This is a genomic window from Pseudomonas sp. R43(2017) (assembly GCF_002112345.1).
GTDB classification, from domain to species: Bacteria; Pseudomonadota; Gammaproteobacteria; order Pseudomonadales; family Pseudomonadaceae; genus Aquipseudomonas; species Aquipseudomonas kribbensis.
Window position 1 is genome coordinate 403,824 of the sequence record NZ_NEHJ01000003.1, and the last position, 21,003, is coordinate 424,826.

The 21,003-nt window shown below is 58.5% G+C and carries 7 protein-coding genes; 3 read left to right on the forward strand and 4 right to left on the reverse strand.

Annotated features, from left to right (window positions below):
* Positions 1-25 precede the first annotated feature (25 nt).
* Positions 26-1,390 (reverse strand): TolC family outer membrane protein, encoded by a 1,365-nt coding sequence (locus CAG02_RS10435; RefSeq protein WP_085710366.1) that lies wholly within the window; start codon positions 1,388-1,390, stop codon positions 26-28.
* A 533-nt stretch (positions 1,391-1,923) separates the two neighbouring features.
* Between CAG02_RS10435 and CAG02_RS10440 the strand changes: the two genes are divergently transcribed.
* Positions 1,924-10,569: a retention module-containing protein gene (locus CAG02_RS10440; protein ID WP_085722092.1), complete on the forward strand. Its 8,646-nt coding sequence runs from the start codon at positions 1,924-1,926 to the stop codon at positions 10,567-10,569.
* 68 nt (positions 10,570-10,637) lie between these two features.
* Here CAG02_RS10440 and CAG02_RS10445 read toward each other — a convergent pair whose 3' ends face one another.
* The 3 genes from CAG02_RS10445 to CAG02_RS10455 all read right to left on the reverse strand — a co-directional run bounded on the left by CAG02_RS10445 (position 10,638) and on the right by CAG02_RS10455 (position 16,344).
* Positions 10,638-11,009, reverse strand: a complete 372-nt coding sequence (locus CAG02_RS10445; protein ID WP_085710369.1) for a DUF6124 family protein — start codon at positions 11,007-11,009, stop codon at positions 10,638-10,640.
* A gap of 538 nt (positions 11,010-11,547) precedes the next feature.
* Positions 11,548-15,678: a hypothetical protein gene (locus CAG02_RS10450; RefSeq protein ID WP_139831862.1), complete on the reverse strand. Its 4,131-nt coding sequence runs from the start codon at positions 15,676-15,678 to the stop codon at positions 11,548-11,550.
* A gap of 294 nt (positions 15,679-15,972) precedes the next feature.
* Positions 15,973-16,344 carry a DUF6124 family protein gene (locus CAG02_RS10455; RefSeq protein WP_085710371.1) on the reverse strand — a complete coding sequence of 124 codons (372 nt, stop codon included), beginning with the start codon at positions 16,342-16,344 and terminating at the stop codon, positions 15,973-15,975.
* A 527-nt stretch (positions 16,345-16,871) separates the two neighbouring features.
* Between CAG02_RS10455 and CAG02_RS10460 the strand changes: the two genes are divergently transcribed.
* Both CAG02_RS10460 and CAG02_RS10465 read left to right on the forward strand, forming a co-directional pair.
* A complete protein-coding gene (locus CAG02_RS10460) occupies positions 16,872-18,827 on the forward strand; it encodes a hypothetical protein (RefSeq protein ID WP_085710372.1) in 1,956 nt (651 codons plus the stop codon).
* Between the two features lie 72 nt (positions 18,828-18,899).
* A complete protein-coding gene (locus tag CAG02_RS10465; RefSeq protein WP_085748637.1) occupies positions 18,900-20,882 on the forward strand; it encodes a hypothetical protein in 1,983 nt (660 codons plus the stop codon).
* The last annotated feature ends 121 nt before the right edge of the window (positions 20,883-21,003 follow it).

The window sequence follows — 21,003 nt, forward strand, 5'->3', positions numbered from 1 at the left end:
TCGCTCCCTGGCTACATCATCGGGACTACTTCAGTTCGGGCAAGCGCGCCTCGTTCTTCACTTCGGCAGCGGCAATCGCGTCGGCCGGCAGCACCACCCGTTGCTTGCTCAGCAACTGACCCATGTTCGCCAGCACGCGGTACATCGAAAACTCCTCGGTGTAGCGGATTTCGGTGTAGCGACGGTTGGCGTTGTACAGCTCGTTTTCACTGTCGAGCAGGTCGAGCAGGGTGCGTTGGCCAAGGCCGAACTGATCCTGATACGCGGCGCGCACACGCTTGGTGGTCTCGGCGTATTCGCGGGCGGTCGGGGTCTGTTTCTTGGCGTTGACCATGGCGTTCCAGGCCAGGTGAATGTTCTCGTTGAGCTGGCGCAGGGCGTTGTTGCGGATGTCCATGGCCTGGTTGATCTGGTGCGCATCGGAGGCCAGTCGCGCCTTGTCGCTGCCGCCGCGGAACAGGTTGTAGTTCATCACCACGCCGACCCGCCATTCGTTGTCGTGGCCCTCGTCACCCTGCACGTTGTTGTTGGCGCCGACCGCCGCTTCGGCATCGAAGCGCGGGTAGAACGGCGACTTGGCGACTTCGTACTGGCTCTCGGCCGATTGCACGTCGGCCTGGGCGGATTTCAGATACGGGTTGTTCTCGACCATGCTCTGCTGGGCTTCGGGCAGGGTGGCGGGCAATTCACCACGGGTCGAGGCGGGCGTTTCCAGCTCGTCGGGCATGCGTCCGACGACGCTGTAGAAGTTCGATTCGGCGTCCGCCAGATCGACCTCGGCGGTGTCGAGGTTGTTCTGCGCCAACGCCTTACGGGCCACCGACTGATCGGAGTCGGCGGTGCTGCCGATGCCGCGCTGGGTGCGCAAACCGATCTGGTCGTTGACCCGCAGGTGCGCCTGCAGGTTGTTTTTGGCCAGGGTCACCAGTTCGCGGCGCTTGAGCACTTCGAGGTAGACCTCGATGGTGCGCAGGGCCAGGTCCTGGGCGGTGCCTTGCGCGTAATACGCGCGCGAGTTGGAAACGCCTTTGGTGCGCGCGACTTCGTTGGACGTGTTGAAGCCGTCGAACAGCATCTGCCGCAGGCGCAGCTCGGACTGGGTGTAGTTGAGGGTTTCAGTGTTGTGGCCGCTCGGGGTCAGCGCCCGGGTGTTGGTGTTGTCGCTGTAGCCGCGCCCATAGGAAGCATTCAGATCGACGGACGGGTAGTAGCCGCCCTTGGCGACGTTCACCTGTTCATCCGCCGACAGTTTCGCGTCGACGCGCGAAGCGAGATCCGGGTGGGTCGCAATGGTGTTCTGAATGGCTTCGGTGAGGTTCATGGCCTGGGCTTGGGAAGTGCAAGCCATGGCCAGCAAAACCGCACTGCAGAGGGGGGTTAGAACGCGCATGGGTGCATCTCCCTGAATCCTGATGGTGTATTGCTGTCGCCAATTTATTGACGATATTTTTAGTGTTTAGCGTCTCATCGCTGTTACAACAGAGCTAAGAACATCCTGAAGCGTAGCTAAGAAAAATTTTTCATATGGCTTATGCCAAAAAAAACTTATGCGCTTCGCCGAATCCAGCACATTGTTCCATTCGAAAGCCTTTGTTTTATGCGCTTTAGGGAGCGCATGAAGGCTTGAGGAAAGTTCCACTCACTTTGCGACATACGGGCGAAGTACTGCTAAAGGGGAGGGACGCGTAGCGGCAAATGGGCGACAGTTTTTTGTCACTCGGGTGATTCACCACCGTTACGTAGCGCTAGTGGGCGTGCTGCATCGATCAGGGATTCCAAGTGCCTGAGGGCGCTGGGGTTTCTGAACTTGCACAACCTGCGAAACGAACTGTCGAGGTGCGAGCGTCGCCCCGACAACCCGCTTGAGCCATGGGCTGCTTCGCGAACCAGTGCCGACGGTGGTCGGCAGCGGAGGAAATGCACATGGCAACGCTCATCGGGACCGTCACCAAAGTCATTGGTCAGGTTTTCGCTCAAGCCGCTGACGGAAGTCGGCGTGCATTGGTCGAGGGCGATCGGCTGTTTACGGGGGATCAATTGATCACCGGTGCGGAAGGGGCGGTCGCCGTCCATCTGCAAAACGGCCAGGAACTGACCCTGGGCCGCGACAGCAGCATGACCCTGACCGGACAATTGCTGGCCAACCACGCGCCCCACGTGGATGCCCCGGAAGCACTGACCCCGAGCGATGCCCAACTCACCGATGTCGCACAGATCCAGAAAGCCATTGCCGCCGGTGAAGACCCGACCAAATCCGCTGAAGCCACTGCGGCAGGCCCCGATGCCCCGGGCGATGCCAATGGCGGCAAGGGCGGTGGCCACAGTTTCGTCTTGCTGACGGAAGTCGCCGGGCGGGTCGATCCGGTCGTCGGCTTCCCCACCGCCGGTTTCAATGGCATTCCCGAGTTCCCGCAAGAGCGCCACTACGCGGTGATCGACAACGGCGACAACACGCCGACACCGGTCATCCCGCCACCGGTCAATAACCTTGTGACCCTCACAGGCCTCGACGTACCGGGGGGCGAACTGACGCTCAACGAAGCCAATCTGCCGGACGGTTCTGCCGCCAATCCCGGTGCGCTGACCCAGGCCGGCAGCTTCAGCATCTCGGCGCCCGATGGTCTGACAAGCCTGAGCATCGGCGGTATCAACGTCATCGTCGGCGGCGTGCCCGTCGGTTTCCCGCAATCGATCACCACGCAACTGGGCAACACCCTGACCATCACCGGTTACAACCCGGCGAACGGCACGGTCAGTTACAGCTACACCCTCAACGGCAACGACGCCCATCCTGCGGGTGACGGTGCCAACAGCCTCAGCGAACATTTCACGGTGATCGCCGGCGACAGCAACGGCGATACCGCCACCGGCTCACTGGATGTGAACATCACCGATGATGTGCCCAAAGCAGTGGATGACAGCAACGCCAGCACCGCTTCGGAAACCAACCTGAGCCTGACCGGCAACGTCCTGACCAACGACGTCCAGGGCGCCGACCGCATTCCTGTCGGCCCTAACAGCGGCCCGGTGATCGCCGGTACGTTCACCGGGACTTACGGCACCCTGGTGCTGAACGCCAACGGCACTTACACCTACACGCTCAACACCAGCGACGCGGATTTCAAGGCGTTGCATGGCGGCGGCAACGGGACAGAAACCTTTACCTACACCCTTCGCGATTCCGATGGTGACACCAGCACTGCAAACCTCGTTCTGCAGATCCACAACAACGACGATCCGGTGATCATCAACGGCTTGAACGTAGAAGGTGGTGAACTCACAGTCTTCGAGAAAAATCTGAGCACCGGCAGTGCGCCGGATGCTACCGCGCTGACTCAGAGCGGTACTTTCACCATCACTGCTTTGGACGGTGTCACCACGCTGACCGTGGGCGGCATCGCCGTTGTCACCAGCGGTGTAGCCGCTGGCTTCCCGCAATCGGTGACCACGCCGCTGGGCAGCACACTGACCATCACCGGGTTCAATGCCACCACCGGCGTTGTCAGTTACAGCTACACCCTCGATCACAACGACGCGCACCCGACCGCCAACGGCGCCAACACCTTGAGTGAGCAGTTCGCGGTCACTGTGGTGGATGACAACGGCACCACCGCTAACGCTTCTCTGGATGTAAACATCGTTGATGACGTGCCAAAAGCCGTGGACGACAGCAACACTGGCACGGCGTCGGAAACCAATCTCACGCTGACCGGGAACGTCCTGACCAACGACGTCCAAGGTGCTGACCGTGTGCCGACTGGTCCGGTCACCGCCGGAACCTTCACTGGGACTTACGGCACTCTGGTGCTGAATGCCGATGGTTCCTATACCTACACCGTCAACCCTAATGACGCCGACTTCAAGAACTTGCATGGCGGCGGCAACGGCACCGAGACCTTCACCTACACCATTACGGATTCCGACGGCGATACCAGCACCGCGAACCTCGTGCTGCAGATCCACAACAACGACGATCCTGTGGTTATCAGCGGCCTCGACGTTAACGGCGGTGAACTCACTGTTTTCGAGAAAAACCTCAGTACCGGCAGTGCACCGGATGCTACTGCGCTCACTCAAAGTGGCACCTTCACCATCACTGCGCTGGATGGCGTAACGACCCTGACCGTGGGCGGCATCGCCGTTGTCACTAACGGTGTAGCCGCAGGCTTCCCGCAATCGGTGACCACGCCATTGGGCAGCACACTGACCATCACCGGGTTTAACGCCACGACCGGCGTGGTGAGTTACAGCTACACCCTGGACCACAACGACGCTCATCCGACGGCCAACGGCGCCAACACCCTGAGCGAGCAATTCGCTGTCACCGTCGTCGATGACAACGGCACCACCGCGAACGCTTCGCTGGATGTGAACATCATCGACGACGTGCCAAAAGCCGTGGACGACAGCAACGCCGGTACCGCTTCGGAAACCAATCTCACGCTGACCGGGAACGTCCTGACCAACGACGTCCAAGGTGCCGACCGTGTGCCGACCGGCCCGGTCACCGCCGGAACCTTCACCGGAACTTACGGCACTCTGGTGCTGAATGCCGATGGTTCCTATACCTACACCGTCAACCCTAACGACGCGGACTTCAAGAACTTGCATGGCGGTGGCAACGGCACCGAGACCTTCACCTACACCATCACCGATTCCGACGGCGACACCAGCACCGCGAATCTGGTTCTGCAGATCCACAACAACGACGATCCGGTGGTCATCAACGGCCTGGACGTAAACGGTGGAGAACTCACCGTTTTCGAGAAAAACCTCAGCACCGGCAGTGCGCCGGATGCTACCGCGCTGACTCAGAGCGGTACTTTCACGATCACTGCTTTGGACGGTGTCACCACGCTGACCGTGGGCGGCATCGCCGTTGTCACTAACGGTGTCGCCGCCGGTTTCCCGCAATCCGTTACCACGCCGTTGGGCAGCACGCTGACCATCACCGGGTTCAATGCCACCACGGGTGTTGTCAGCTACAGCTACACCCTCGATCACAACGACGCGCATCCGACTGCCAATGGCGCGAACACCTTGAGTGAGCAGTTCGCGGTCACTGTGGTGGATGACAACGGCACCACCGCTAACGCTTCTCTGGATGTAAACATCGTTGATGACGTGCCAAAAGCCGTGGACGACAGCAACGCCGGTACCGCTTCGGAAACCAATCTGACCCTGACCGGGAACGTGCTGACCAACGACGTACAAGGCGCCGACCGGGTGCCGACCGGCCCGGTCACCGCCGGAACCTTCACCGGAACTTACGGCACTCTGGTGCTGAATGCCGATGGTTCCTATACCTACACCGTCAACCCTAACGACGCGGACTTCAAGAACCTGCACGGCGGTGGTAACGGCACTGAAACCTTCACCTACACCATCACCGACTCGGACGGCGACACCAGCACCGCGAATCTGGTTCTGCAGATCCACAACAACGACGATCCGGTGATCATCAACGGCCTCGACGTTAACGGCGGTGAACTCACTGTTTTCGAGAAAAACCTCAGCACCGGTAGTGCGCCGGATGCTGCGGCTTTGACTCAGAGCGGCACTTTCACCATCACTGCTTTGGACGGTGTCACCACGCTGACCGTGGGCGGCATCGCCGTTGTCACTAACGGTGTCGCCGCCGGTTTCCCGCAATCCGTTACCACGCCGTTGGGCAGCACGCTGACCATCACCGGGTTCAATGCCACGACCGGCGTCGTCAGCTACAGCTACACCCTGGATCACAACGACGCCCACCCGACCGCTAATGGCGCGAACACTCTTAGCGAACAGTTCGCTGTCACCGTCGTCGATGACAACGGCACGACCGCTAACGCTTCTCTGGATGTCAACATCGTCGATGACTTGCCAAAAGGAGTGGACGACAGCAACGCCGGTACCGCTTCGGAAACCAATCTGACCCTGACCGGGAACGTGCTGACCAACGACGTACAAGGCGCCGACCGGGTGCCAACAGGGCCGAACGCTGGCCCGATTACTGCCGGTACTTTTACGGGTACTTACGGCACGCTGGTGTTGAATGCCAACGGCACTTACACCTACACCGTCAACCCTAACGACGCCGACTTCAAAGCCCTGCACGGCGGCGGTAATGGCACTGAAACTTTCACCTACACCATCACCGATTCCGACGGCGATACCAGTACCGCCAATCTGGTGCTGCAGATCCACAACAACGACGATCCGGTGATCATCAACGGCCTGGATGTAAACGGCGGCGAGCTGACGGTTTTCGAGAAAAACCTCAGCACCGGTAGCGCCCCGGATGCTACCGCGCTGACTCAAAGCGGCACCTTCACCATCACTGCTTTGGACGGTGTGACCACGCTGACTGTCGGCGGCATTGCCGTTGTCACCAACGGTGTAGCCGCCGGCTTCCCGCAATCGGTCACGACTCCGCTGGGCAGCACACTGACCATCACCGGGTTCAACGCCGCCACCGGCGTTGTCAGCTACAGCTACACCCTCGACCACAACGATGCACACCCAACCGCCAATGGCGCGAACACACTGAGTGAGCAATTCGCCGTGACGGTGGTTGATGACAATGGCACCACGGCCAACGCATCGCTGGACGTAAACATCGTCGACGACCTGCCAAAAGCCGTAAACGACAGCAACACCGGCACCGCCTCTGAAACCAACCTCACCCTGACCGGCAACGTCCTGACCAACGACGTGCAAGGCGCCGACCGCGTCCCGACCGGCCCCAACGCCGGCCCAATAACTGCGGGAACCTTCACCGGGACCTATGGCACGCTGGTGCTCAACGCCAATGGCACTTACACCTACACGCTAAACACCAACGATACCGACTTCAAAGCCCTGCACGGCGGCGGCAACGGCACCGAAACCTTCACCTACACCATCACCGATTCGGACGGCGACACCAGCACCGCCAACCTCGTGCTGCAGGTTCACAACAACGACGATCCGGTGATTCTCAGCGGCCTCGACGTCAACGGCGGCGAGCTCACTGTCTACGAGAAAAACCTCGGCAACGGCACTGCGCCGGACGCCACGGCTCTGACCCAGAGCGGCACCTTCACTGTCACCGCACTCGACGGTCTGCAAACCCTCACCGTCGGCGGCATCGCGGTGGTTACCAACGGCGTCGCCGCAGGCTTCCCGCAATCGGTCACCACGCCATTGGGCAGCACACTGACCGTCACCGGCTTCAACGCCGCGACCGGCGTCGTGAGCTACAGCTACACCCTGGTGCACAACGATGCGCACCCGACCGGCAACGGCGCCAACAGCATCACCGAGAACTTCAACGTGGTGGCCACCGATGGCGATGGCAGCACCGCGTCCGGGCAGATCAACGTCAACATCGTCGATGACCTGCCGACCGCCAAGGCCGACACCGGCTCGGTGGTGGAGGGCGGCACCGTCAATATCAGCGTGCTGGGCAACGACGTCACTGGCGCCGACGGCCCGGCAGCGGGCGGTGCGGTGGTGGGCGTAAGGGCCGGCGGCGACACCTCGACCTCAGCCATTGGCGGCCTCAACAGCAACATCAACGGCACCTACGGTTACCTGACCCTGGATGCGGCGGGCAACGCGGTTTATCACAGCAACCCGAACTCGGTGAGCCCGCCGGGTGCCACCGACACGTTCACCTATACCATCCGTGACAGTGACGGCGACGAAAGCACCACCACCATCACCGTCAACGTCGCCGACAGCAAACTCGTGGCCTCGGTGGATCAGGACGTGACCGTCTACGAAAAAGCCCTCGACCTGACCAAGGACGGGCAAGACCTGGCCCCTGGCACGGTCATCGGCAGCGACCCGACCAACACCGGCGAAACCGCCACCGGTACTCTGGTCGGTGCGGTCACCGGCGGCAGCGGCGCGATCACCTACACCCTGGTCGGCAGCAGCACCGGCACGTACGGGCAGATCCAGCTCAACGCCGACGGCACGTACACCTACACCCTGACGTCGGCACCGAAAACCACGCCAAACGCCAATGACGGCGCAAACACCCTGAGCGAAAGTTTCACCTACAAAGCCACCGATGCGCTGGGCAACAGCACCACCAGCACCATCGTGGTCAACATCGTCGACGACGTGCCAAAGGCTGTGGCGTCGGATCGTTCGGTGGCGGCGGTGGAGATCGACTCCAACATCCTGATCGTGCTCGACATCTCCGGCAGCATGGCCGACGCGTCCGGCGTGCCGGGCCTGTCGCGGCTGGACCTGGCCAAGCAGGCGATCAGCGCCTTGCTCGACAAGTACGACGATCTGGGCGATGTGAAAGTGCAGCTCGTTACCTTCAGCAGCAACGCCACCGATCGCACTTCTGTGTGGGTCGATGTGGCGACCGCCAAAACCCTGCTCGCCGGCCTCAGCGCCGGTGGCGGCACCAACTACGATGCGGCCGTGGCGACCATGCAGACCGCGTTCAACACCTCGGGCAAACTCACCGGGGCGCAGAATGTCGGCTACTTCTTCTCCGATGGCAAACCCACCACCGGCCAGGAAATCGGTACCGATGACGAAGCCGCGCTGAAAAACTTCCTTGATGCCAACAACATCAAGAACTATGCGATCGGCCTGGGCAACGGTGTCAGCAACGCCAACCTCGATCCGCTGGCTTACGACGGCATCAGCCACACCAACACCAATGCGGTGGTGGTCACCGACCTCAATCAACTGAACTCGGTGCTGTCCGGCACCGTAGAGGGCGCGCCGGTCACCGGTTCGTTGCTGGGTGAAGGCGGAACGTTCGGCGCCGATGGCGGTTTCATCAAATCCATCGTGGTCGACGGCACCACCTACACCTACGACCCGAAAGCCAACAGCGGCCAGGGTTCGCTGACCGCCAGCGGCGGCACCAACCACGGCACGTTCAACACGGTGAACAACACCCTGAGCATCGCCACCAACAACAGCGGCACGCTGGTGGTCAACCTCGATACCGGCGACTACAGCTACACCTCGCAGAAAACCACCACGACGGTGATCACCGAGAACATCGGCTTCACCCTCAGCGACAACGACGGCGACCTCGCCAGCTCCACGCTGACGGTGAAAGTGATCCCCAACTCGCCACCGGTCGCTGTGGACGACCACATCATCACCAACGTGCTGTCGAGCAACGTTGTGGTGCCGGGCGAGTTGCTGCTGGCCAACGACACCGATCCGGACGGCGATACCCTCAGTGCTTCGCCAACCACCTTCAACACCGGTTGGGCCGTCAAGGGCGCGGACTTTACCGGCAGCGGCGCGATCAGTTTCACCGGCACCACCAACACCAGCGCCAACCAGAACCTGGCCGATGTGCGCAGCTCTTTTGCGGCCAACACGGCGGCGATGACCGCCGTGCTGGTGGTCAGTGGCTACCTCGGCGCGGTGACCAACGCTAATGCCAACGACGAAGACCTGATCACCGTCAAACTGAAACAGGGCGAGACCCTCAACCTCGACCACAACCTGGCGGCCGGGCACATCACCATGGAGTATTCGGTGAACGGAGGGGCGTTCGTCAGCATCGCCGATGGCGGCACCATCACCGCCAGCGCCGATGGCACGTACCAGATCCACATCACCAACATCACCAATACCAGCGGCAGCAACACCAACGCTGCGGAAAACTATCAACTGACCATGACGGTCAACTACGCCGGAGCCCACGACGTCACTCCGGACTTCCACGGCACCTACACCGCCAACGACAACCACGGCGGCAGCGACTCCGCCAACGTGACCATCAGTTATCAGGACGGCCACACCCTCACCGGGACTTCCGGCGACGATGTGCTGGTGGCAGGCAGCGGCGACAACATCCTCAACGGTGGCGACGGCAACGACGTGCTCACCGCCGGCTCCGGCAACAACGAACTGCACGGCGGCGCCGGCAACGACTTGCTCTACAGCGGCCCGGGCAATGACATCCTCGATGGCGGCACCGGTATCGACACCGTGAGCTACGCCCATGCCACCGCCGGGGTGACGGTCAACCTGAGCCTGCTCGGTGCGCAAAACACCATCGGCGCCGGCATCGACACCATCAGCAATGTCGAAAACCTCGTCGGCTCCAACTTCAACGACACCCTGACCGGCGACAACAATAACAACGTCATCAACGGCGGCCTGGGCAACGACATCCTCAATGGCGGAGGCGGTGATGACCTGCTGATCGGTGGCATGGGCAACAACACCCTGACCGGCGGGCCGGGTGCCGACACCTTCCAGTGGCTCAAAGGCAACAGCGGCCACGACACCGTCACCGACTTCACTCCGGGCACCGACAAGCTCGACCTGTCGCAACTGCTGCAAGGTGAAAACGGCACGGCGGCGTCACTGGATGACTACCTGCACTTCACCGTCACCGGCAGCGGCGCTTCGGTGGTCACCACCATCGACGTCAGCGCCATGGCCGGCGCCACGCCGACTCAGACCATTGACCTGGCGGGCGTCAACCTCGCCAGCCACTACGGCGTGACACCGGGAGCGGGCGGGGTGATTGCCGGTGGGCATGACACGGCGACGATCATCAACGGCATGCTGAATGATCATTCGTTGAAGGTGGATACGGTGTGAGCCGGGGCTGAAACGACAAAACCCGCCGTCCCAATCTAACGGGGCGGCGGGTTTTTTCTTTGCTAAGGCTACAGCGGCGCCTCAGCCTTCAGTTCCAGATTATCCAGCACCCGGTTCACCGCCAGTTCCGCCAGCATGATCAGTTGCCCGATACCCAGCAGCACATGCCGCTGCGGCGTATCGATCATCGCGGCGAAATCGCTGGCCATGGTTTTGGCCGAGGTCAGGGTTTCGCAGGCGTCGGCCAGCAGCTCTTCGCTCGGGATGCCGGGGGCGATGAGGTAGCGGGTGTCGGGTTTGAGCAGCGGTTTTCTGGGGTGGAACGGATTGAGGTAGTGATCGAGGGCGCGTTCGGCGGCTTCGTGGAATTTCTTGGAATCGAGGGTTTCGTAGGGCGAAGTCGAATCGACTTCCGGCGGGTTTGGCGTGGGTTTGATCATGGCGAATCTCCGTGATTGGATTTAGCCGCCACGACTCATCGCTAAACAAGTAAAGGTGGCGGCTGTACGCAGGTTAGCGATCCGGGTCACAGAAACCCCGGGTAGACCCAAAGGTCTCCCACGCACAGCCACCATTACGCCAAGTGCAGAAAAGAGTCTGCAGTTGAGAGTGGGCATTGTTGCGTCTGTCTGGAGCCGGATCGCTAAACCCGATCGCTGCTTTTCAGCGACCGCCAAACAATAGAACCCGCCCCCAAGACTCACAAGCCGGCGGATTCTGGCGGATGCGTAGGCAAAGGCGCAAGGTTGCGTGGCTTTGCGGACATAAGCTTCAACACTATTCAACGTGGATTCTTGTTGATGTTGAAATGACAAAACCCGCCCTCCAGGTTGAAGGAGAGGGCGGGTTTTCTGTTGGGACTGGTAAATAAATACGTCCCCTTTTTCCTTCTGTTGGGACTGGTAAATAAATACGTCCCCTTTTTCTCGTCCCCTTTTTCTTCTTTTTCTTCTCTTTTTCTCTCTTTATTTACTCCGATCAACGCCAATGAAGCAGAAATGGGTTGGGTGCAGGGGGCATCGGCGGAGTGGCGCTTCCTAGGGGGTAAATACCGACCCATATATAAAAAGAGCCAAAATCGTTTGCTGGTGGGCGATACACTGCAAGTGCGGTTTTCCCCCCCATAATCTGTAATGCTCCAAAGGTCATGTGCTGTCCTGTTTGGGCGTTGAAGGTGATAGCTGTTTCTGTTGCAGGATTTCCTGACGTCAAAAGCAACGTGACGTATTGTCCGCGTGGAAGGGTTTCACCTGGCTGGACAATTCGACCATTGGGATCGTATTTTCCCAACAAAACATGCGTGATTATTCCGTACGTCTCAACCCTAAAGGTTCGTACATTTGAATATATCGGACTCGGATGGTACAGCGACTGGGCATACAAACGATGCGAGCCAATCGCGACAGGAGCCGAGAGTTCCCAATCACCAGTGGCATTGGCGGGCGCCTTGCCTTTGGATACTGCACTCGGACCGTTGCCGTCGAATACCTCGACCTCCTGCCCAAGACTGGCCTTGCCTTTGAGCTTCATGGTGGTGCTGGTAGTCCAGCTGCCTTCCGGCACTTCGGCATTGCTGGCGTCCAGTACGTTGGTGATCGTAGGCACGATCAAGGCCACGACACTCATCGTGCGCACGTTTGAATACGTCGGAGTCGGGTGATAGAGCGACTGGGCGGCGAAACGGTGTGCGCCCACCGCTACGGTAAACGAGAGTTCCCAATCACCAGTGGCATTGGCGGTCGCCTTGCCTTTGGATACTGCACTCGGACCGTTGCCGTCGAATACCTCGACCTCCTGCCCAAGACTGGCCTTGCCTTTGAGCTTCATGGTGGTGCTGGTAGTCCAGCTGCCTTCCGGCACTTCGGCATTGCTGGCGTCCAGTACGTTGGTGATCGTAGGCACGATCAAGGCCACGACACTCATCGTGCGCACGTTTGAATACGTCGGAGTCGGGTGATAGAGCGACTGGGCGGCGAAACGGTGTGCGCCCACCGCTACGGTAAACGAGAGTTCCCAATCACCAGTGGCATTGGCGGTCGCCTTGCCTTTGGATACTGCACTCGGACCGTTGCCGTCGAATACCTCGACCTCCTGCCTAAGACTGGCCTTGCCTTTGAGCTTCATGGTGGTGCTGGTCGTCCAGCGGCCTTCCGGTACTTCGGCATTGCTGGCGTCCAGTACGTTGGTGATCGTAGGCACGATCAAGGCCACTACGGTGAAGGTTCGCGGGGCCGACGATTGACCGGAGCCATACAAGGCCTTGGCGCTAAAACTGTGGGCTGTTGCGGGCAGCCCGGGGACTGTCAGGGTCCAGTTACCGGTCGTAGGATCAGCGACGGGCTGGCCTTTGGGCACGGTGCCCAGCAGCACATCGACCTTCTGACCTTTGGCGGCGGCGCCGGTCAGGATCACGCTGGTTTCGACGGTGAAACCGGCATTGGGGATTTCCACATTGCTCGGCGAGCCCTTGACCGAGGTGATGGTCGGCTGCAGATCTTCCACGGCTTTTATGGTGTAGGTCCGCACCGGGAAAGACACCGCGTCGGCTTCGATCGTGCTGCTTCCCAACGCAGCCTTGAATTCAATGGACAACGATGAATCATGTTTTAGATTTTTGAATTCGTTCAAAAAAGTAGTAGAGAGGCCAGAGTCGTAATATCCGTTGGTCACCCAGCTGCTATTGGTTACGGGACCTGGTTGGGTCCAGAACGCTTTTTCGTAGGGGCTGCCATCGCTGAGTGTCCCCCTGAACTTCAGCCATACATATTGCATTAGGGCAATCAACGGCCAGCCGAGGGCGCGTAGGGTTGCCGATGATTTGATCGCATCCAGATCCAGTTCCGGCCCATCACCGTTGTTGGCCGCCTGAAGAATCTTCGGCACGTTCGAGAGATCCAGCGCCAGCGACTGTACCGCCAGGGGACGGGCTGCCGAAGGCAGCGGTGTCGCACTCCCGCGTTTCATTGTGTAGCTGACCGTCACCGCTTTGTTCAGGTTGAAAGCCACCACACTGTTGGCCAGTGGAATTTCCTGCGCCCCGAGCACGGTGACGGTTTTTTCTGGCGCGGTGTGTGAGCCTCCCGCCGGCGTACCCGCCGCACCGGTGAAGGTGACAATGATTTTGTCCTGCAACTTCATGCCGACATAGTCAACGATAGCGGTCAGGGCATCCTTCGCGGCATTGGGGATCAGACTGGTATCGTTCGGCGCTTCTTTGATTTTTGGGGCTATCAGCTCTAGCGCCACTCCCACACTGAACGGCTTCACATCGGAATTACTGGTAGGCCGCCCATCCGCCCATCTGATGGAATAGGACGCTTCGACCGTTCCCCCTTCATTGCCCTTGATCAACTCAGCCTTGATGGTGAACGGCACCGGTTGGCCGGCAGTAAACGAGGACAGCTTGACCGAGTCGCTGTCCGGCCCGGTTTTCGAGCCATTCCAGAAGTAGGTCACCTCGTCATCCTTGACCGTGTTCAGATATTCCACGGTCAGCGTGGTGCCGGCCATATCTGCCGGCAATACGCCGTCCACCACGCCGTCCACTTCCGGCTCCGGCAGCTCTTTCCTCGGTTCGCCGACGTTCAGGATTTCGGCATGGATCGACTCGCGAATGGCGTGCGTCGCGTTGAGAGGGTTCATCGTCGCCAGCACCGCGTCCTCTATCAGCAACTGGTAATACAGTTCCAGTGTGCCGCCTTCGATCTGTTTCAGATGAAGGCGAGGGACGTTGATCAGCAAGGGCACACCGGCCGTGATATCGCCTTGGGTAATCGGGCGCAGTGGCAGATCGGGCAGATAGGTACTCAGGTCAGGACGGGTGCCGAGCCAGTACAGTTTGATCGCCTGGCCGGCAGCAAAGGACTTGTCGAATGGAATCTGGATACGGGCCTGTGCAAGCTCCGGGTCGAGGGCACCTTGCAGTGCATCGAGGGCGACCGGGGCCAGCAGGCGCTGGATCTCGCCAATGACATTGATGAACTGGGTCTTCGACAACAGGTCGGCGGAACCGTCGGCTTTTTTCAGGCGAAAGGACAAGCCGATCTGGGTCTTGGCCAGTTGCCGCAGCGCGGCATTGGGAATCGGGATCTCGGGGATGCTGGGCACGCTGACCAGCGGCTGGCCGGTGATTTCGATGTTGATCGGTGCCCCTTCAACCGGTGTGCCCTTGAGCCGGACGATGGGGGTGTCACCGACCTTGAACTTGCTGCCGTCCACGGCCAGGATCTGCGCCGTGCCATCGGCATCCCCCAGTTTGTCGGCGTCCAGCACGTTGTTCAGCGTTTCCTTCAAGATCGGTGCGCCCAGTCTGTCGGCGTCGACCGCGACCACCACGCGCAGTTCGTAACTCCAGTCTTCGGCGCGGTTATCGACAATGTCGTAGACCTCAAAGGCCACAGCGAGACCGGCATCTCCGGAGTCACCCGCCTCGCGAATGTCCTGCTCGGTAACTCTTACGACAACCGGCACTTTGCCCTCGGCCTCATCCTGAGTCAGCGGTCCGTAGTGCACAAAAAAACCGCCCCAGGTCACCTGAATCCGGTCGCCGGCCGCTGCGTTGGGATAGGGTTGCGGTCCGTCGTCAGAGGGGCCGATTGTGATCGGCACGCCAGCGGTGATGTTGTCCTTGTCGATGCCGCCCTCAAGGATTTCCCTGGGAATGGTCATTTTCAGTTTCGAGTGCCCCGGCCCTTCGTCGCTGTCATGGCCACCGGGACGGGTGAGCTTGACCCGTACCTGCATCACTTCGGACGGTTCGGCCGTTCCGCCCTGCCGGGTGACGGCGTAGGCCAGTGTGGACGGGCCGTCAGTGAAGCGGGCGGCGGGCACAAACATCGATAGCGTCGTATTGACCTCATGCTCGTCGACAGATTTGTTGAAAACCGGTTGCCCGCCCAGGGAAATCACCAGCCTGTCGCCCCGGCTCATGACCCCCCACGGCCCGGCGCGGCATAGCAAACCCTGTCTGGGGAAGTTGTCCTGCACGGCCGCAAGGTTGAGCCCCCAGACATCCGGCGCTTGCGACACGGGGCCGGTGCGCCCGGGAACGTCGAGCTCCTTGAGTACCATTGGTGATGAGACAGCGGGGCTTTTGCTATTGATAGCCATGGCGCGAACTCCAATCGAATGGCACGACGATGGAGGCATTGAACGGCGCTGTGGCGGAGTTGGCTACTGTCAGAAATTACAGGTAAGCGTTGGTTCAAGACGAACGGTATGAGCCGAACTCTGAAACGACAAAACCCGCCGTCCCGATCAAACGGGACGACGGTTTTTTTATGCCTGGCGAAATCTGTGGCGAGGGAGCTTGCTCCCGCTGGGTTGCGAAGCAGCCCCCAAAAGCTTTGCGAGCGCTTCGCACTCGAGCGGGAGCAAGCTCCCTCGCCACAATCGCTCACTTGCCTACAGGGTTGCCTCAGCCTTCAGTTCCAGATTATCCAGCACCCGATTCACCGCCAGTTCCCCCAGCATGATCAATTGCGCAATCCCCAACAGTACATGCCGCTGCGGCGCATCGATCATCCCGGCGAAATCGCTGGCCATGGTTTTGGCCGAGGTCAGGGTTTCGCAGGCGTCGGCCAGTAGCTCCTCGCTCGGGATGCCGGGGGCGATGAGGTAGCGGGTGTTGGGTTTGAGCAGCGGCTTTCTGGGGTGGAAGGGGTTGAGGTAGTGATCGAGGGCGCGTTCGGCGACTTCGTGGAATTTCTTGGAATCGAGGGTTTCGTAGGGGGAAGTCGAATCGACTTCCGGCGGGTTTGGCGTTGGTTTGATCATTGGTAAAGCCTCTAGAGTAGTGGAGGCGCCACGCTTCGCTGCTAAACGAAAGAGGTGGCGGCCGTACGCGGGTTAGCAGACCAGGACTCTAGAACCCGGCGCACCGAAGTGCCCCACGCAAAGCCGCCATAATGTGAACGGACAGGCGTGAGCCTGATCACGAACGAACGGCATTGTGCGTCTAGAGTAGATCCGGGCTGCTAAACCCGATCGCTGCTTTTCAGCGACCGCCAAACAATAAAACCCGCCCCCAAGGCGCACAAGCCGGCGGATTCTGGCTGATGCGTAGGCATCGGCGCAAGGATGCGTAGCCTGAGTCAGTCACCGATCCCGTTTGTTAAACATTTCTGTTTATGCCGTTCTGCCGGATGGGTGGCGGTGTTCAATCTCCGACGAGCGGTAGCAAAACCTGTAATTTCTGACAGTAGCCACTCTTGCACGCCAAGCGCTAAATAAAGCCAATCGCTCAAGGAGCCTTGCCGCTGGCAGTCTCCTTGACTCTCCATAACGGGATTGGGAAATCGAACATGTCAGCGTCCAAGCCACCCGTTCATCAGAATGTCTCCGTCAGTAGTTCGAGTCTGTTGTTGGACAAACCAGAAGTCCCCGCAGTACTGGACGAGAATGACCCTGAGGGCTTGTTGCCCGTCGCGGTCCTGGGGCAGGACCTGGTGGTTGAATTCATGGGGTGGGATTTCACTGTGGTTCCGAGCCGTACGGATCTCGTGGAGCTTGGCTTCACCCCTCTGAATTCCACATTCGTTTCGGTGAATGAACGACGGTACCCTTCACCGGTTATCAATCTTCCACTGCCCCAGACGCTTACCGTTCCGCGAGAGCTGCTGAATCAAGGGGTCTATGAGGTTTCAATCAGGGTTTCTCCCAGCCTGCAGAATCCTACAGAGTCACCCCGGAAAAAAATTACCATCGACACCACCATGCCTGACTTTGGCAGACAACCTAAAGCGGGGATCTTTCCAGCGGAGTTGAACGGTACGCTTACCGAAGCGTACTTGTCTCGGCACGGACAAGTAATTATTGAGGTGCCTTTTTACACTGATGTCGCCGCCAAGGATCGCGCCGTTTATTTCTGGACAGACCAGAACCCGCCGCCCAGTGGTGAAACCGAAATTCGTGAACAGGAGTTCAGTGAGCAGGACATCATTGATGAGCGCTTGTTGGTGACGGTATATGCCGATGAGATACGACCCTGGAAGGGTGGGACACGCTTCTTCTATTACAGATTGAGAGATCGGGCCGGTAACACCGGGCCGATTTCCGCACTGGCGTCCATCCTCGTTGATTTGACTCCGCTGCCGGGCAACTTGCCTCCTCCAAGAGTGGAACTGCCCCGTAACCTGATCGATCGCCAGCAGGCGCGTGATGGTGTAAAGGTCGAGATCGATCCATATGACTTTCCGGACTCCGGGCATAAGGTGGCGGTGTTGTGGGATGGAACGCCATTGGTAGAGGTTCCTGTTGATCCCAGCAATTTTCCGCAAGAGATCAACGTTCCCTGGAGTGTTCTGCAGGGGCAGGGAGACGGCCCGCTGCGCGCTGTTGTGAGCTACCGGATTCGTCTTGCCGATGGTAGTTACACACCACCGTCATCCTCGATCTCGGTCGCTGTCAATCTGAAAGTGGCCGGACAAGATCACCCCAACGCCCCCGCCCTTCTGAATGAACTTTTGGCCAGGCTGGAAGTGCGCGGTCAAATTTCCGACCAACCCAACAAACTGGTGGGTCTTGATTACGGGTTACCGGCGAGAGCGTTGCTGACGCTGTACGACAATCCTCAACCGCTAGAAACCATTGATGTGTATTGGGGGACGTTCGCTGACCCGGTTGCCAGCTACGAAGTCAAGTTTGGCGATGTCGCAGGCAAACCCCTGGATATCGAAATTCCCTGGAAGTACATCGAGCCGGATCTGCAAAACCCGAAATTGCCGGTTCATTACGTCACTCGTAATGGCGTGAATGACCAACTGTCGCGCGTCACTGAGGTCGAGGTGTCGATGGTGGTCTTCAACGATCTCAAGGAAGTGAAATTTCCCCATGCAGGCAGAGAAGTGGTTTTGCACTGCTGCTCCGTACCTCGGTTATGGGATGGGGTAACGGTGCATATTCCACCCGATCCCCGGTTCACGGACAAGGACAAGATCACGCTCTTTTGGCAGGGCTGCAGGGGCCCGAACGGTTCCGACCCGATTGCAGGTGTATATACCGAGATCGTCAAAGAACTGGACCCCGTCAGCGTCGTCAACGGATTGGAGGTGGTTATCGATGACTATGAAGCGTTCATCGCTCCAATGGTTAATCGTGGGTCGGCACTGGTGCGGTATGTATTGAATAAGCGCGACGGTGGTATCGGAAGATCACGTTCGGAGTTTGTGGTTATCAATCGAACCATGCCGAGTGGAGAAGTCTGCTCGCCTGAACATGAAGTCGATTGTTCAGAATTTGTCGGGATGATCAAGTTGTAGTTGCATGCGAAAAATGGTGTTTGCAGTTTGGTTTAAAACTCAAGCTGACGGGGTCGCCTTTTCATGAAGTAGATGGCTGCCTCTATTAAGTTAATTGGAGAAAATGAAATGGGTATTTATAAGAAAGCTCTTGATAATGATCCGGGGCGTGCAGCAATGAAAGCCGCGCGTGCTGCCAGAACTGCGCGGTTAGCGACGGCTCCGGTGCTCGAAGGTTTGCTGCCGAATGTTGCGGGTGATGAGCCAAATAAACTACCGAAGCTGCGGCAAGGGGTAGATAACAATGTTTTGATCGAGGAGGTGCTGGATATTACTCCGCCGCCTCCACCAGGGCGTCCCGCCATGCTTCAGTTGCTTTGGAAGGGGGTTCCAACTGGAGCTCCGTTGAATACAGTGACGCCTATTAATACTTCACAGACACTGATTCTGCCAGGTACTGCAACTATCACTGAAGGTGTACATCTGTTGGGTTACAGATTGACCTATGCTGGTACTCCGACGGACTTTGCGTCGCCGGTGTCTATCTATATAGATAAAACTGGGTCTAACAGGGATGTTGCCGGTGATCCGGTCGAACTGCTGGGTGTTTACGCTGACAATCGTATTACTAAAGAGCACCTTGAAACAGATCCCATAGTCAAGATAAAGATTCCTCTGACGAGTGATCGTAGGACCGGCGATATTTTTGATGTTTTTATGGGTGCGAGTGAGCCCGGAACTTATATTGGTACCTATACCGCTCCAGACGATACGACTTCGGACATGATTGTCGATATGACCAAGGCTCAGGTCGAAAACGGTCGTGAAGGCCCACGTATCATCTACTACAAACCGAGGGATCGGGTAGGTAACGAGGCGCCCACTTCACATGAGCTTGACGTTGTTGTCGAACTGACTGCGGCGCCCAGCAATCTGAAGCCACTAGAGGTGCCTGAAGCCCCTGCTCCCGACAATCTCATCACGATCAAGGATGCTTTCCCTGATGTGGGGGTCGTAATCCGGGCCTATGACAATCCAGGTCCACTGGATGAAATCGCTCTGATCTGGGACGGGATTGCGCAACCACGAAAACGTGTAGCCGACGGGATGCCGGCGATTTTCGAGGTTCCCTATGAGAACGTAAAACGTAACGGTCTCGGGCCCAGGGCTATCAGTACATCGTATTCAATATGGCGTGGCGGTCAGGAATATCCTGAAAGGACTGCCGTTCCAGTGAATGTCGATCTAAGACGGCCGGGAACACTTCCACCTGATCCGGAGGATCCTGAAGTCGGCAATCCGAACCTGGCTCCGGTAGTCGTTCAGGCAAAAAATACGACCGACCCAAACAAGTTTGAACTTATAGATGCGGGGGAAGACGGTACTGCGACTACTGTTATTGATGATGTGCGTGTGACGGGTGATGTCTATCGGTTGTATTGGAATAAAGTCCCAGTTCCTGCGCCCGGAGGAATCTACACGGTCGACGGCACTGAAGTGGATGGTGATCCTGTGGACTTTGTTATCCCGGCCGACTTTATCACCGCACAAGGTAATGGCTCTGCGATTCCTGTCCATTACGAAATTACCAATCCGACACTTCCGGACGGAAATCCTAATCCATCTCTTCGTCAGCCTGTCAGTGTGTTCGTCATTGATATAAAACTGCCCGAGGTGACAGTCGCCAATACGGTGTTCTTCAGTGGTGTAGAGTTTTTGAATTGCTCTTCGCTCAGGAATATTTCCAATGTGGGGAGGGCTGCCGTGGTCGATATGAAGGGCGGTGAGCCTTTGGAATCCGGTATGACCTTGTCATTTGTTTGGGAGGGTACAACTTATGATGATACAGGGCCTGTGCCTGTAGATGATTTTGAATTTACAAAGACACTGAGTGGTAATGAGCATGTGGAGGGGTTTTCAGTGTATCTGCCTCTTGCTACAGCGCTTGAGCCGATCAAGGATGGGAGTGGGAAAATTCGCTGCACAACAACTATAGATGGGCGTGAAGTGGGTTCGAATGAGCATGAGGTACAAGTGGTTGTGCGTGATGGTGATGGTAATCAATGCCCTATATAGGGCGGAAGGGGGTGATAAAAAAGGAAGATTTTATCTTCCTTTTTTACGCTCATGAAAATGTGTTGCTGATGAAAAGAGGTGCTATCGATGGTTTTTTATTTGGTGGGTCGAAAAATCATCA

What these genes read in the sequence shown, in the direction of transcription:
- CAG02_RS10435 (WP_085710366.1), bottom strand. Translation starts at nt 1,390, where the DNA reads ATGCGCGTTCTAACCCCCCTCTGCAGTGCGGTTTTGCTGGCCATGGCT.
- CAG02_RS10440 (WP_085722092.1), top strand. Translation starts at nt 1,924, where the DNA reads ATGGCAACGCTCATCGGGACCGTCACCAAAGTCATTGGTCAGGTTTTC.
- CAG02_RS10445 (WP_085710369.1), bottom strand. Translation starts at nt 11,009, where the DNA reads ATGATCAAACCCACGCCAAACCCGCCGGAAGTCGATTCGACTTCGCCC.
- CAG02_RS10450 (WP_139831862.1), bottom strand. Translation starts at nt 15,678, where the DNA reads ATGGCTATCAATAGCAAAAGCCCCGCTGTCTCATCACCAATGGTACTC.
- CAG02_RS10455 (WP_085710371.1), bottom strand. Translation starts at nt 16,344, where the DNA reads ATGATCAAACCAACGCCAAACCCGCCGGAAGTCGATTCGACTTCCCCC.
- CAG02_RS10460 (WP_085710372.1), top strand. Translation starts at nt 16,872, where the DNA reads ATGTCAGCGTCCAAGCCACCCGTTCATCAGAATGTCTCCGTCAGTAGT.
- CAG02_RS10465 (WP_085748637.1), top strand. Translation starts at nt 18,900, where the DNA reads ATGGCTGCCTCTATTAAGTTAATTGGAGAAAATGAAATGGGTATTTAT.